The sequence below is a fragment of the Arthrobacter ramosus genome (assembly GCF_039535095.1).
Lineage (GTDB): Bacteria > Actinomycetota > Actinomycetes > Actinomycetales > Micrococcaceae > Arthrobacter > Arthrobacter ramosus.
The window spans coordinates 1,007,371-1,020,239 of record NZ_BAAAWN010000001.1; the positions used below are offsets into that span (position 1 = coordinate 1,007,371).

11 protein-coding genes and 1 pseudogene are annotated in these 12,869 nt (G+C 61.2%); 10 read left to right on the plus strand and 2 right to left on the minus strand.

Annotation, left to right across the window (positions count from 1 at the left end; all coding sequences use genetic code 11):
- Positions 1–88 precede the first annotated feature (88 nt).
- Positions 89–601, minus strand: a complete 513-nt coding sequence (locus ABD742_RS04815) for an SRPBCC family protein (RefSeq protein ID WP_234748560.1) — start codon at positions 599–601, stop codon at positions 89–91.
- A gap of 246 nt (positions 602–847) precedes the next feature.
- On the opposite strand from ABD742_RS04815, the gene ABD742_RS04820 reads away from it, so the two are divergent.
- From ABD742_RS04820 to ABD742_RS04860, 10 genes and pseudogenes are all read left to right on the plus strand, one after another.
- Positions 848–1,801 (plus strand): ABC-three component system protein, encoded by a 954-nt coding sequence (locus ABD742_RS04820; RefSeq protein ID WP_234748559.1) that lies wholly within the window; start codon positions 848–850, stop codon positions 1,799–1,801.
- Positions 1,798–2,055 (plus strand): ABC-three component system middle component 6, encoded by a 258-nt coding sequence (locus ABD742_RS24290; protein WP_372460879.1) that lies wholly within the window; start codon positions 1,798–1,800, stop codon positions 2,053–2,055. The genes ABD742_RS04820 and ABD742_RS24290 overlap by 4 nt, the downstream gene beginning before the upstream one ends.
- On the plus strand, positions 2,042–3,802 hold the full coding sequence (locus ABD742_RS04825) for an ABC-three component system protein (RefSeq protein WP_234748558.1): 1,761 nt from the start codon (positions 2,042–2,044) through the stop codon (positions 3,800–3,802). The genes ABD742_RS24290 and ABD742_RS04825 overlap by 14 nt, the downstream gene beginning before the upstream one ends.
- An 820-nt stretch (positions 3,803–4,622) precedes the next feature.
- Positions 4,623–5,417, plus strand: a complete 795-nt coding sequence (locus tag ABD742_RS04830; protein ID WP_234748557.1) for a DeoR/GlpR family DNA-binding transcription regulator — start codon at positions 4,623–4,625, stop codon at positions 5,415–5,417.
- 463 nt (positions 5,418–5,880) lie between these two features.
- The gene (locus tag ABD742_RS04835; protein ID WP_234748556.1) at positions 5,881–7,416 is read left to right on the plus strand and encodes an amino acid permease; all 1,536 of its coding nucleotides are present in this window, start codon (positions 5,881–5,883) and stop codon (positions 7,414–7,416) included.
- Positions 7,413–8,828 carry an FGGY family carbohydrate kinase gene (locus tag ABD742_RS04840; RefSeq protein ID WP_234748555.1) on the plus strand — a complete coding sequence of 472 codons (1,416 nt, stop codon included), beginning with the start codon at positions 7,413–7,415 and terminating at the stop codon, positions 8,826–8,828. The genes ABD742_RS04835 and ABD742_RS04840 overlap by 4 nt, the downstream gene beginning before the upstream one ends.
- 17 nt (positions 8,829–8,845) lie before the next feature.
- Positions 8,846–10,294 carry an NAD(P)/FAD-dependent oxidoreductase gene (locus tag ABD742_RS04845; protein ID WP_234748554.1) on the plus strand — a complete coding sequence of 483 codons (1,449 nt, stop codon included), beginning with the start codon at positions 8,846–8,848 and terminating at the stop codon, positions 10,292–10,294.
- A complete protein-coding gene (locus tag ABD742_RS04850) occupies positions 10,291–11,547 on the plus strand; it encodes an NAD(P)/FAD-dependent oxidoreductase (RefSeq protein ID WP_234748552.1) in 1,257 nt (418 codons plus the stop codon). The genes ABD742_RS04845 and ABD742_RS04850 overlap by 4 nt, the downstream gene beginning before the upstream one ends.
- An 89-nt stretch (positions 11,548–11,636) precedes the next feature.
- A complete protein-coding gene (locus ABD742_RS04855; protein ID WP_234748550.1) occupies positions 11,637–12,023 on the plus strand; it encodes a RidA family protein in 387 nt (128 codons plus the stop codon).
- A 141-nt stretch (positions 12,024–12,164) separates the two neighbouring features.
- Positions 12,165–12,275, plus strand: a pseudogene (locus tag ABD742_RS04860) (ketol-acid reductoisomerase); the annotation flags it as partial.
- Between the two features lie 88 nt (positions 12,276–12,363).
- Here ABD742_RS04860 and ABD742_RS04865 read toward each other — a convergent pair.
- Entirely contained in the window at positions 12,364–12,804 is a 441-nt protein-coding gene (locus ABD742_RS04865) for a VOC family protein (RefSeq protein WP_234748548.1), read from the minus strand.
- Positions 12,805–12,869: the final 65 nt, after the last annotated feature.

A 12,869-nucleotide genomic window follows, 5' to 3' on the forward strand; every position in this document is an offset into this window, starting at 1 on the left:
GAAACTGGGGCTCCAGCTCCCCAGCTAAGCTGACCTATTCCATGGTAAAACCGTTGTGATGACGTGGCTAGTTAACTTGTAGACGGGTCTACTCTGAGTCCGGCGGAGTCGCCTTCGCCAGCGCCCCGATCAAGCCCCTTTCTCCTTCGCGCATCATGAGGGCGTGGGCGGCGGTGAAGGCTGGGGCCGCTATTGGAGCCAGGAAAGTCATCCATCGCTGGGTGGGGCAGACCTTCCATTCGATGTCCATGCGCGTGGCTGTGCCCTTGGCCTCAGGGGTGAGAGTGACCTTTCCGGTGCCGTCGAGATGGCCGCCGGCGTCGAAGTCAATTTCGCTCGGGGTGGTGACCTTCGTCGGATGGATACTGATCGTGAGGGTGTAGCCGAGCGAGGCCTTGAAGTTGAGGAATGCGGTTGTTGCCTTGAGGATATCTTCCTGGGCACTGCTGGCTGGATCGGTGCGAACCAGCGGCGCGGCAAAGCTGCAATGCGGCCACCACTTGGGCCAGCTCATGTCGATGTCCGCGATGATGGCCCACACTTGCTCCCGGGTGGACGGGAGATGCCAAGTGGAGCCGAGGTCGAAGGTGCGCGGGGTCATGAGGACATTCTGGCAGCGACTTGGTGATGAACCTCAATCGTTCCTGGGGTTGGTTCGGTGGCGAAATGCATGACAGAAGCGCCGCCGCGTTTGGTCCACGCTGCCGACCGTAAGTAAGAACTTGCGTCGATGATGACAGCGCCATGCGATGTAGCTGATGCGTCAGGTAGCTGCTCCATAGCGTTTTTCAATTTCCGACGCGGGATACCGATAGGCTTGTCCGATCGTGCTTAGTGAGGGGGTGGCGTGTTGCCGCATACAGGGGCTACGTCTGCCTGGAGCGATTGGTATCGCTGCTGCCATGATGACCGCTTCGCTCAGTCGCAGGGAACAGATTTTGAGCATTACGTGACACAGGCTCTCAGCATCATTCACGGGCCCGACTTCATCAACCCTTTGCCCAAAGGGCAGCTCGGGGACTTTGGGTGCGACGGCATCACGGGGGACGGCGATATCGCCTATGCATGTTTCGGCTACTTGCCCAACCGCGCTTCCGAAAAGGCTTTGGCGGTGAAAGTGGCGTCCGATTTCACTCGCGCTAAGGAAATGTGGCCAACCTTTGGCAGTTGGCGGTTTGTCTCGAACGTTGGAATGGGTCCGTTGGCCACTCAAGCCCTAATCAGCATCAACCGGGAACATAAAATTGGTTCCGTCCGGGCCATCAAAGCTACTTCATTCGACCGGGATCGGTTCTGGAATGAACTGCTCCTCCCGTTGACGGCTCCTGAGCTGGACAAGATATTTCCCGGAGTCCCCCACGCCCAGAACATTCAGTTGCAGGATCTAGTGCCTCTGCTGGACAAGCTAGGACAAGCTGGTCTGCAGGGGACTGAAGACGCTCCAGAGGGTGCCGTCCCGCCGCAGAAAATGGAATTCAATAAGCTTTCGAGGCGTGTTCAGCTGGAGTTCAGCAACGCTCGCGTGCACATGCCGGCGATACGCGATTGGTTCGCAGGACATAGCGATCCAACCTTGCGTGACGCTCAAGGAGTTAGATTTCGGGAAATCTACTTGGATGTCCGTAGGAGCGCAACGAACTCAAACGAAGTGGTCGAAAGGTTGTACATCAGCCTTGGTGGGCAGAACTTCCGGCTGGACGACGATCTGGCTAACGCGGTATACGCGGTGACAGCATTCTTCTTCGATGAATGCGACATCTTTGAATTGCCCCCGGAGAATTGGACTATGGAGCAAGTATGATACTTCCCACGAAGGGGATTAGTCCGCAGCGCGCTCTGGTCACATTGGGCAGTCAAGCGCTTGAAGTTCTGCGGCAGCCAAGGTCCGTGAACTCGACTTTCGAGGCTACCAAGCAGGTTCGTATCGCGCGTGGCCTTCGGGAGCCGATCAGTTTCGATTGGTTCTCCCTATCCCTCGCAATGCTTTACTCGATAGGAGCCATCGAGCTCAATGGTGATGGACTTGTCGTGAGGATTCCCCATGCGACTCATTAGATTAGGTTCGACCGACCCACGTTTTCGTTCCGTCGATTTTCATGAGGGCTCTCGGCTGAATCTGCTGACAGCCTACAAAACCCGGGCCGCTGGTGTTGGGGACTCACGAAATGGGACGGGCAAGACTGCCATGGCCCTGATTGTCCGGTATCTTCTTGGCGGCAATAAGCCGACCAAACTGGCAAAGGCCCCGGAACTCACCGGCTATGAATTCTTCGGTCTCTTCGAGATGCCTGGCCGCGACGGAACACCGGAACGCGTAACGGTACGACGAGCATTTGATTCAACAAAGGTGCGTATAGACGGATGGTCCCGTGCCCCTGACAAGCCGATAAGCGTCAGCGAATGGACGGCTCTGCTGTCCTTGTACGTTTTCCGTATCCCCGAGGGTCTCGACAGACCAACTGTGGGTCAGCTCGTTGGACAGTTTGTGCGTACGGAGTTCCTCCCCACCAAAGTTCATCCCACCGAGTCCGACTGGGAGTCCGGTTGCCGGTACGCGCTCCTATTCGGTCTGGATGCAAGCATCGCCGCAGGGGCGGGCGAAGTCGCACGTCTCGACAAACAGCAGAAGGCCTTGAACCAGGCGGCCAAGGACGGTGCGCTCGCAGACCTCAAACTTGACGTTGCCGGCCTCAGAGGTCGACTTGTCACCGCGCGCCGTGAGCGGGACGAGTCCGCACTGGAAATCTCCAATTTCCGAGTAGAGGAGCGATATCAAGAACACCAGACTCGGGCCAATGCCCTCAGCGTTGAGATCCGCGACCTTAACGAGCAGGAACTGATCCTGCGGCGGAAGCTCGCGGACTTGGATCGTGCTCTTGATGAAGAAACGCAGCCGGAGGCGACCGATCGACTGAGCCGGGCCACGCAGGCCGTATACAGCGAGGCTGGCATCGTTTTTTCAGAAGTCGTACTCAAGAGGTTTGACGATGTCCAAGCTTTTCACGCTTCTGTTGTTCGTAACCGCAAACTGTTCCTGCAGAATGAGCGCAGCACGACGTCCGAATCGCTGCTTTCTGTGCAGAGACGCCGGCGGGAACAGGACACCGAGCGATCGTCTTTGCTTGTCCTCCTGCAAGAGTCTGTGGCTGTGGGTACATACCTGGCGGCACAGGCATCATTTGCACATCTGCATGCTGAGATAGCGGGTATCGAAGACAGGCTCAAGATGGCCGAAAAGCTTGAGAACCTAAGTGAAGATCATGACGCTAGAGCGGTTGAGAACAAACGCAGGATGCGCCTTGAAGTGGCCGAACAGGAAACGCTGCTGGACGGAGCACGTGCCCTATTCGGCGACCTTGCAGCTGAAATATACGGTCATGGCACTGGAAGAACGAAGCGAGCGAGCCTGGATCTTGGCGTATCCCCGAAGCAGGGCAACTTCTTGGTCAATCCTGAGATCGCCGCCGATGGAAGCGCAGGAATTTCCTCCGTTAAGACTTTCGTCATGGACATGGTCACCATGTGTATGGCTGCTAAGACAGGACATTCGCTCGGTTTCTTGATTCATGACAGCGCACTCTTTGATCCGGTGGACTCCGAACAGATAGCCAGCTGCCTCAACATCGGTGCGCGGCTGGCCGAAGAGCGAGGGTTCCAGTACATAGTGACCATGAACTCGGACGCGCTGACGTCGGCCATTTCAGATTCCGGTGGGGCCTTCGATGAGGAACCCTATCTGCTGAATATTCGTCTGAGCGACGCTAGCGATGAGCAGAAGCTCTTTGGGTTTGGATTCAACTGACTTGACTCTCCGGAATCGCAAGGGATCTGTCGATACATACGAACTTGGGGGAGCGGCTTGCGAAGGCTCTGTTTGATGAGATCGGGGTAGTCGTCCGTTTGCGACGGACGGCAGTCCCTTGCCGTCCTGGCGCTGCCTCCCGTCGAAGGCGAGGTGCCGTACCCTCTGGCCTGGGAAAGGTCATGTCTGGAGGAAGTGCGCCGGTTGGATTCCTTGTCCACTACTCGGCCCACCAGCTGCGCCGCACCACACCCTCAAGGGGCGAAGTGCCACTCTCCGAATCGCCGGTCTTCCGACATCTTAGAGAGGGTCACGCGCCCGATCGCAAGCTCACAAGGCCACGGGACGGTTGCGACGGCCGAGCTGGCTCTATGTTCGCCACACGGTTACCCCACGGAAACGAGGAAAAGCGATGACATATCAGCGACCGTGCCAAGCAAGGAAAACCGCTAGATTCCGCGGATTATCGACACATTGCAAGCCTTTGGCAGACACCGAAATGTGCCGTCCCATGAGAAGAGGTCAGGAGTTCGAATCTCCTTAGCTCCACAATGAAGGCCCTTTGACCTGCGGAAACGCTGGGTGGGAGGGCTTTTCTTGTGCCTGAAACCGGGCCAACCGCACGGAAACCACACACGCCTCGGGACTCTAGGCCGGTTGGCAAGTTGTGGAAATTGTTGCAAATTCGTATGATACACACAGAATTGCATCCTGCATGGGTGCTCCCGCTGGACGAAGGTGTCCAGTCGACGCATCGGCACACCGGTCAAGCCGGGCAGGAGCCAACTAGTAGAGGGCACTGAAGGCGATGGTTAGTCCAATGAAGCAGCCCCCCGAGGTCAGGCGCCGAAGAATCCTGGAACTCGTCAGCGAAGGGGATTTCCTGAGGCCCGCCGACATTGCAGCCATGATGTCTGTCTCCGGCGAAACCGTGCGCAGGGACCTTATGGCTTTGGAAAGGTCCGGGGAGCTCAAGCGCATCCACGGCGGAGCGATGCCTCCTGTCAAAGTGACGGAGAGCGAACCCGACAGGGCCAACCGCTCAATGGAAAACCCGCAGGAGAAGGGCGAAATCGGGGCTGCGGCCGCCGCGCTTATCGGTGACACCGACACAATCTTTCTCGACGTCGGAACCACTGTGGAAGCTGCGGCGAGGGCATTGCCTCCAACATTCCACGGCATAGTCATCACGAATAGCCTGGTGGTGGGATCCATCCTCAGTGACCGTCCGGATGTTGAACTGTATGTGCTTGGCGGTCGCGTCCGAGCAGGCGAAATGACCACATACGGTCCCGACGCCCTTGCCCAGGTTCGAAGCTTCAATGCGAACTGGGCCTTTCTTGGCGCCGGGGGAGTGGATGTCCGGGCGGGCCTCACGGACTATTCGTCTGAGGATGTGGCAATCAAGCAACTGATGATTGAGAAGTCAGCGAAGACTTATGTCCTGGCAGTTGGTGACAAACTGGGACGGATTGCTGTCCGCCATGTCTGCGACCTTGACGAAATCAAAGGGGTAATCACGGACAGCAGGGTCAGCAGTGCCCGGATCAACTCCCTGAAGGACGCAGGCATTGAAGTCGTCCAAGGCGGGGAGCCGCGTGAGGTGTCGAGCTAGTTTCCCGCCGACACCGCGCGACTCCTGAGCCGGCTCGTACCAATCGAGTCCGGGCCTGCTCTGGTTGCGCCGTGGAGATGCCCCGCACGAAAGTGCGGGGCATCTCCATTTAAGGAGGCAGCTCGTGGAATTATGTGGACAGTGATTTGGTCGATTTTTGCCGCGAATCCGCATGAAACCAAGGAAAAATAGGGCGATTGTGACGCCCGCAACAATTACCCCTTGACGCGCAGCCCTCGTGGATCCATACTTTTCCTTATGAATCCTCATAAATCCACATAAGCGTGGATGCGATTCCAACGCACGTGGCTCCCAGCGCCCCGTAGGCCTCATCCGGCCGCTGTCATGTCGCCGTGAACATGAGGCACCAAGGAACAAGCAATTCCAACGAACCAACACCCCGCGCCCGGCCTAACCCAGCAACGACGCTCCGACGGGCACTTATCGAAGGATCCCCGCTCCAATGACACACAACCCTCCACCAACAGGCAGTATCGTGCCGGGCACGGACACCAACGTTGCAGAGTACGGCTACAAGCAGGAAATGAAGCGCGGCACGGGCAGATTTGCCTCTTTTGCTGTCGCTTTCGCGTTCGTTTCCATCGCCACGGGCATCTTCACCACCTATGGCGCAGTTCTCAACAGCTCCGGGCCTGCGGGCATCTGGACCTGGCCGATCGTCACGGTCGGGCAACTCATGGTCGCTCTTATTTTCGGCTCGTTGGCCGCCCGCATCCCTGTGACCGGCTACTCCTACCAGTGGATGTCGCGCCTGGCCAACCCGGTACTGGGTTGGATCATGGGCTGGATCTCCTTCACGTTCCTCGCAATCGTGGTGGTCGCAGTCGACTACACCATCGCGTCAACCGTCCTGCCTGTTCTCCTCGGCTACGAGGGAACCCCTGCGAACGCCTGGGTGATCACCAGCATTGTGCTGGCCTTGCAGGCCCTGTTGGTTGCGTTTTCCACGCGCTGGACAGAACGGGTGAACAACTTCGCCGTCTCGGCCGAACTCATCGGCATGATCCTGCTTGTCGTGTTGCTCATCGTCGTCGGCGCAGTGGCCAAGGAATTGAACGTGGGCAATCTGTTCTCCACGGGTTCCCTCCCGGCGCAGGATTACTTCAGCGTCGGGTCCTTGCTCCACGTGGGGCCTTGGATGATGGGGACATTGCTGGGCGCGTTCACGATCGTGGGATTCGAGTCCGCCGCCAACCTCGCCGAAGAAACCAAGGACCCTGCCAGGGTGGTGCCCCGCGCTATGTGGCAAGCCGTCCTCGCTTCAGGCATCCTGGGCTTCTTCTTCCTCCTGGCCATCACCATGCTGGCCGGCGATCCCGCGACCCTGGCCGGGTCCGGAACTCCGGTTGCCGACGTCATCAACCGTGTTCTCGGGCCGGTCGTAGGCACCGCGCTGCTGGTGATGGTCGTCATCGCAATCTTTGCCTGCGGCATGGTGATCCTCATGACCGGAGTCCGGCTCGTTTGGGCGATGTCCCGCGACGACAGATTCCCGGGCCACGCCGTGTGGCGCAAGGTGTCACCGCGCTTCGGAACCCCGACGGCGGCAACCGGGCTCATGTTTGTCCTTGGCGAGCTGATCCTCGGCCTCTTCGCCTTCCAGACCGACGCGCTCTTCAGCCTCTTTGGTGCCGCTACCCTGCTCCCTGCGGTCATCTACGCTTCCACGGTCCTGCTGTATATCCTCAAGCGCAAGAGCCTTCCCCCAAGCAAGGGATTCACCTTGGGCAAGTTCGAGGTACCCGTCATCATCCTCGCCGCCGTGTGGCTGATCTTCATGCTGTCTATTTTCAGGGACGCATCCTTCATCAACTCCTGGCTTTACGTGGCCATCATGGTCGCAATCGGCGCTGTCTACCTGGTCTTCCTGCTGATCCGACGCGGCGGTCCGTCCGGACTCGCCATGCCCGATCTGCACTCGATCGATGCCGAGCTCGACGCCGACGCCAAACATTCCGAAAGGGCGCAGGGCAAGTGACCACCGTTCTATCCATTGACCAGGGCACGTCCGGAACCAAAGCCGTTGTCGTCGACGGGAGCGGGAAAATCCTGGGCCTGGCCGAACAAACAGTCCGGCCGCATTACCTGCCCGGCAGCGGTGTCGAACAGGACCCGCAGGAACTGCTCGACTCCGTCCTCGAAACCGGTAAGGCCGCCGTCACACAGTCCGGTGCCTTGATCGATATCGTCACCATCGCCAACCAAGGCGAAACCGTCCTAGCCTGGGACCCCGGTAGCGGCAAGCCGCTCTCCAACATGATCGTGTGGCAGGACCGGCGCGCCGAAAGCATCTGCGCCGGCCTGGCGGACCATCGGGAGGAATTCGCAAGCCGCACCGGACTTATCCTCGACCCGTACTTCTCCGCCCCCAAGCAGGCCTGGATCCGGAAAAACGTCACCCGGGACGGTGTGGTCACCACCTCCGACAGCTGGCTCATCCACCAGCTGACCGGGGAATTCGTCACCGACGTCAGCACCGCCAGCCGGTCCCTGACGACCGACCTGGACAGCACGGAATGGGACCATGAACTGCTGGATCTGTTCGAACTCGGCGACGAAAAGCTGCCCACGATTCTGCCGTCCGACGCGATCGCAGGCTCAACGAGTGCCTTCGGCGGGTTGATGGCCGTCGGCGGCCTCATCGTGGATCAGCAGGCGGCCCTCCTGGCCGAGAACTGCCTCGAAACCGGCGAAGCGAAGTGCACCTTCGGTACGGGCGCGTTCCTGCTGGCCAACACGGGAACATCGGCAACACGCTCAACGGCCGGACTCGCCGCATCGGTTGCCTGGACCGTCAAAGACAAGCCCACCTACTGCTTTGACGGACAGGTATACACGGCAGCCTCCGCCGTCAGGTGGCTCCAAGGAATGGGCTTCATCAAGTCGGCTTCAGAGCTCGACGTCGTAGCTGCCGCCGACTCCGGCGGCGTGCTCAGCGTCCCGGCCTTCGCCGGCCTGGCTGCACCATGGTGGAGCCCCGAATCCAAAGCCTCCCTCACGGGAATGACCCTCTCCACCGGACCGGAACACATCGTGCTCGCCGTGCTGCAGGGCATCGCCGCGCAGGTCGCCGAGCTGGGCTCCCTCGTCGCAACCGACATCGGCACTCCGCTCCAGCGGCTGCGGGCCGACGGCGGGCTGACGCAAAGCCGTGTTCTGATGCAGGCGGTCGCCGATCTCATGCAGATAGCGATCGACGTGTACCCTTCCCAGCACGCCACACCCCTGGGTGCGGCAGCCCTGGCCAGAGTGGCCCTTGAACCATCCCTCCCACTCCAGGACGCCGTCGTTCCCTGGAGCCCCAGCACTGTCTATGAACCGAAGTGGTCGGCAGACCAAGCAGCCGAGTTCCGCGCACGGTGGGCAACCGCCGTCGATGCAACCCGGTGACGAAGGAGAACACCCGAATGAGCAACACCCAGAACAAAACCTACGATGTCGCCGTGATCGGCGCCGGTATTGTGGGCTCAGCCATCGCACGGAAGCTGGCCGGGTACCGGCTCAGCGTCGCGCTCCTCGACGCGCGCGAAGACGTAGGGGACGGGACGAGCAAGGCCAACACGGCGATCCTGCACACAGGATTCGACGCCAAGCCCGGAACCCTTGAGTCGAGGATGGTGCACGAGGGGTACCACTTGCTCTCCGACTACGCCAAGCAGACGGGAATTCCGGTCGAACACACCGGCGCCATCCTTGTGGCGTGGGATGACGAGCAGCGCGACGCCCTGCCTGGCCTGAAGGTAAAGGCCGAACAGAACGCATACGCCAAGACCGAAATCATCGACGCGGCGGAAATCTACCGGCTCCTGCCGCACCTGGGCGAGGGCGCCCTGGCCGGGCTCTCCGTCCCGGACGAGTCCATCATTTGCACCTGGACTACCAACCTTGCCCTCGCCACTGAAGCTGTGCAGCGGGGGACGGAACTCCTGCTCCGACGTCGCGTTGCCAGCATCGAGAGGGTCGACGGCGTCACGCACCTTTACACAAGCATCGACCGGATCAGCGCCCGCTGGGTGATCAACGCCGCCGGGCTGGGCGGGGACACGATCGACCAGCTCTTCGGCTATGACCGGATCCACCTGACCCCCCGACGCGGTGAGCTGTTGGTGTACGACAAGCAGGCACGGCCCCTTGCGGACAAAATCGTTCTGCCGGTGCCAACGGCATTGGGCAAAGGCGTGCTGGTCAGCCCCACCATTTACGGCAACGTGATGCTGGGCCCCACCGCCGAAGACCTCACCGACCGCACCGACACGGGAACGTCCGAGAGCGGCTTCGCCTTCCTGAGGGGCAAGGGCGAGAAGATCATGCCCAAACTCCTGGAAGAAGAGGTAACGGCCACTTATGCCGGGCTACGCGCAGCCAGCGATTACCCCGACTACCTCATCGAGGTCGACACGGAGCAGCAATACGTGATCGCCGGCGGCATCCGCTCCACCGGTCTGACCTCCGGCATCGCCGTTGCCGAGTACGTCGACGAACTCCTCAGGGCATCGGGCGCCATCCAGCTCGTCGAGCGCGGCGACCTGCCCGAACCACCACACATGCCCAACATCGGCGAAGCTTTCGTCCGCCCTTACCAAGACGCAGCGAGGATCGCGGAAGATCCTGCTTACGGGAAGATCGTGTGCTTCTGCGAACGTGTCACTGCCGGTGAAATCCGCGACACCTTCAGTTCCCCCATCCCGCCGTGCACACTGGACGGGCTGCGCCGCCGGACCCGCGCCCAAAACGGTCGATGCCAGGGATTCTTCTGTGGCGCGGAAGTAAGCGAGCTGCTCGAATCCCGCGGCAAGAGCGCCAACGCCCCAGTTAATCCGAAAGCAAAAGTTGCCAGCGTGGAGGTCCCCAAGTGAGCACCAACGGCACGGTCCTGACCCCGACCGTCCTGATCATCGGCGCCGGACCGTCCGGCTTGCGCGCCGCAGCCGAATTAGCTCCGCGCGTGAGCGGCGAAGTCCTCGTCCTTGAACGGGAAAGTGTTGCTGGCGGCATCCCGCGGCACAGCGACCATCCCGGCTACGGAATCCGTGACATGGGCAAGTTCATCGACGGCCCCAAATACGCCCGTATTCTGCGCGAGCAGGCCACCGCTGCCGGCGCGAGGATCCTCACCAACGCCATGGTCACCGACTGGGCCGGAGAGCGCTCCGTCAACGTCACCATGCCCGACGGGCGGGTGCGCGTCGATGCGGAGGTAGTCATTCTCGCCACCGGAGCCAGGGAACGGCCCCGTCCTGCCCGGCTGATCCCTGGCGATCGTGGCAAAGGTGTTTACACCACCGGGCACCTGCAGAACATCATCCACCTTAAGCACGGAAAGGTCGGCAAACGGGCTGTTATCGTCGGTGCGGAGTTGGTCAGTTGGTCGGCTGCGATGACCTTGAAACATGTCAAATGCAAGACGGTACTGATGGCCACCGAATACCCGAAGGCGGATGCCTACCGGCTATTCAGCGGACCCGGAAAGCTGTTCTTCGGCACGAAGGTGGCCACCCGCACAAGGGTCACACGGATCATCGGGAAGCCGAACGTTCAGGGTGTGGAGATCGAGAACATCGACACGGGTCAACGAAGGATCGTCGACTGCGACACCGTCATCCTCACCGGCGATTGGATCCCGGACAATGAACTCGCCCGGGCCGCCGGCGTCGACATCGATCCCGTCAGCAAATCACCACTGGTGGACGCCGCCCTGCGGACCAACAAGGCCGGCATTTTTGCCATCGGCAACATGCTCCACCCGGTGGATACCGCCGACGTGGCGGCCCTCGACGGCGCTGCCGTAGGCGAGCACGTTGTCAACTACCTCCGGGGCGATCGGCCGGCCGGTGCACCGCTAACTCTGACCGCCGACGCTCCGTTCAGGTGGGTAGCGCCAGCCTTGCTGCGCCAACACGATCCGGCGCCGCCCCGCCGTCGGCTTCTGCTCCGGAGCGATACCTACGTCCCGTTCCCCGAAGTAGTGCTGCGTCAAAACGGCGCAGTCATCGCCCGGAAGCGGCTTTGGTGGCCCGCAGCACCGGGCCGCGTTTTCCGTGTCCCGTCCAGCATGCTCAGCCAGATCAACTGGAACGACGGCGCCGTCACCATCGGCCTCGCCAACTAGTCACCGGCTCCCGCCAGCCGCGCCCCTTGTTGGGGGCGCGGCCCGACCATGCCTGCACCAGCCGGGCAAACCTACAATCAGGAGAACCCATGAACCAGCGCCAGAACATCTCCTCCGGATCTGCCCGCGAACCGATCCTCGGCTACTCCCGCGCTGTCCGCGTCGGAAACCAGATCCTCGTGGCGGGAACCACTGCCGGCTCCAGCAAGGGCGCCGTCGGCGGAAACGACGCTGCTGCCCAGGCCCGCGAAATCTTCAACCGCATCGAGACCGCCCTCATCCAGGCCGGCGGATCATTCGCGGACGTCGTACGCACCAGGGTCTATCTCACCAATATTGAAGATTTCGACGCCGTCGGCGCCGTCCACGGTGAAATCTTCGGCGACATCCGTCCCGTGACCGCCGTCGTTGAGGTCGGCGCCCTGGCAGCCGACGACCTTCTGGTCGAAGTCGAAGCCGACGCGATCCTGCTGTAGGCCTCGTCACCGCGTCACGCCACGCACCTTTTTGGCGCCCAGACTGCTCCCAAACCCCGGAATCCCGGGCTCGCAGTCCGTTGGAGGCGTCGAAAACCTGCTCGGCGTGACGCGGCCCGGAAGTGTGGAGGCCGTTCTCGCCGCAAGAAAGCCGAGTCACACCCGCTCGAGGCCACCGGCCGCGAGCTCCGCGGGCTGTTCTCCTGGGCCCAAAGCGACGACGACTACACGGAGGGCACCGCGGCCCGCTGACCTTCCGACGACTGGGCCCGGTGGTGAACAGGCGAGCTGTTCACCACCGGGCACGTCGTACCGGCGCTGCGACGACCAGCGGGTCTCGTCAGTTGATCCGCTCGGCCAGGGCGACGATGATTCCCTCTGGACCGCGAACGTAGGCCATGCGCCAGGCTCCCTCATACTGGCCGATGCCACCGACCAACCCGTATCCCTCCGCGGCCAGCCGGTCGACGTGGGCCTGAAGATCGTCAACTTCGAAGGACAGACTGCGCAGCCCGAGTTCGTTGGCCATGGCGGCGGGCGATCCCGGCTCGGGGTCCGGCCTGGCGAAGCTGGATAGCTCCACCCCTGTTCCTCCGTCAGGTGTCCGCAACATGACGATCTCCGTACGGGAATCAGGGATGGCTATGACGGTGTCGATGAACTCGCCCTCCACGAACGTCCGGCCCTCGACCTCGAGCCCGAGTCCAACGAAGAACGCCGTCACGTGGTCGAGGTCCTGAACGGTGACACCGACGTGGTCGAATCGCATGATTCGCGACATGGGAAAAGCCTCCAAGCGTTCGTTTACACGGCCCAAGACGGAGCCTATCGCGGACTTTACGGCGG

Coding starts and splice junctions, on each gene's coding strand:
- ABD742_RS04825 (WP_234748558.1), top strand. CDS start 2,042: ATGCGACTCATTAGATTAGGTTCGACCGACCCACGTTTTCGTTCCGTC.
- ABD742_RS04815 (WP_234748560.1), bottom strand. CDS start 601: ATGACCCCGCGCACCTTCGACCTCGGCTCCACTTGGCATCTCCCGTCC.
- ABD742_RS04835 (WP_234748556.1), top strand. CDS start 5,881: ATGACACACAACCCTCCACCAACAGGCAGTATCGTGCCGGGCACGGAC.
- ABD742_RS04865 (WP_234748548.1), bottom strand. CDS start 12,804: ATGTCGCGAATCATGCGATTCGACCACGTCGGTGTCACCGTTCAGGAC.
- ABD742_RS04855 (WP_234748550.1), top strand. CDS start 11,637: ATGAACCAGCGCCAGAACATCTCCTCCGGATCTGCCCGCGAACCGATC.
- ABD742_RS04845 (WP_234748554.1), top strand. CDS start 8,846: ATGAGCAACACCCAGAACAAAACCTACGATGTCGCCGTGATCGGCGCC.
- ABD742_RS04830 (WP_234748557.1), top strand. CDS start 4,623: ATGAAGCAGCCCCCCGAGGTCAGGCGCCGAAGAATCCTGGAACTCGTC.
- ABD742_RS24290 (WP_372460879.1), top strand. CDS start 1,798: ATGATACTTCCCACGAAGGGGATTAGTCCGCAGCGCGCTCTGGTCACA.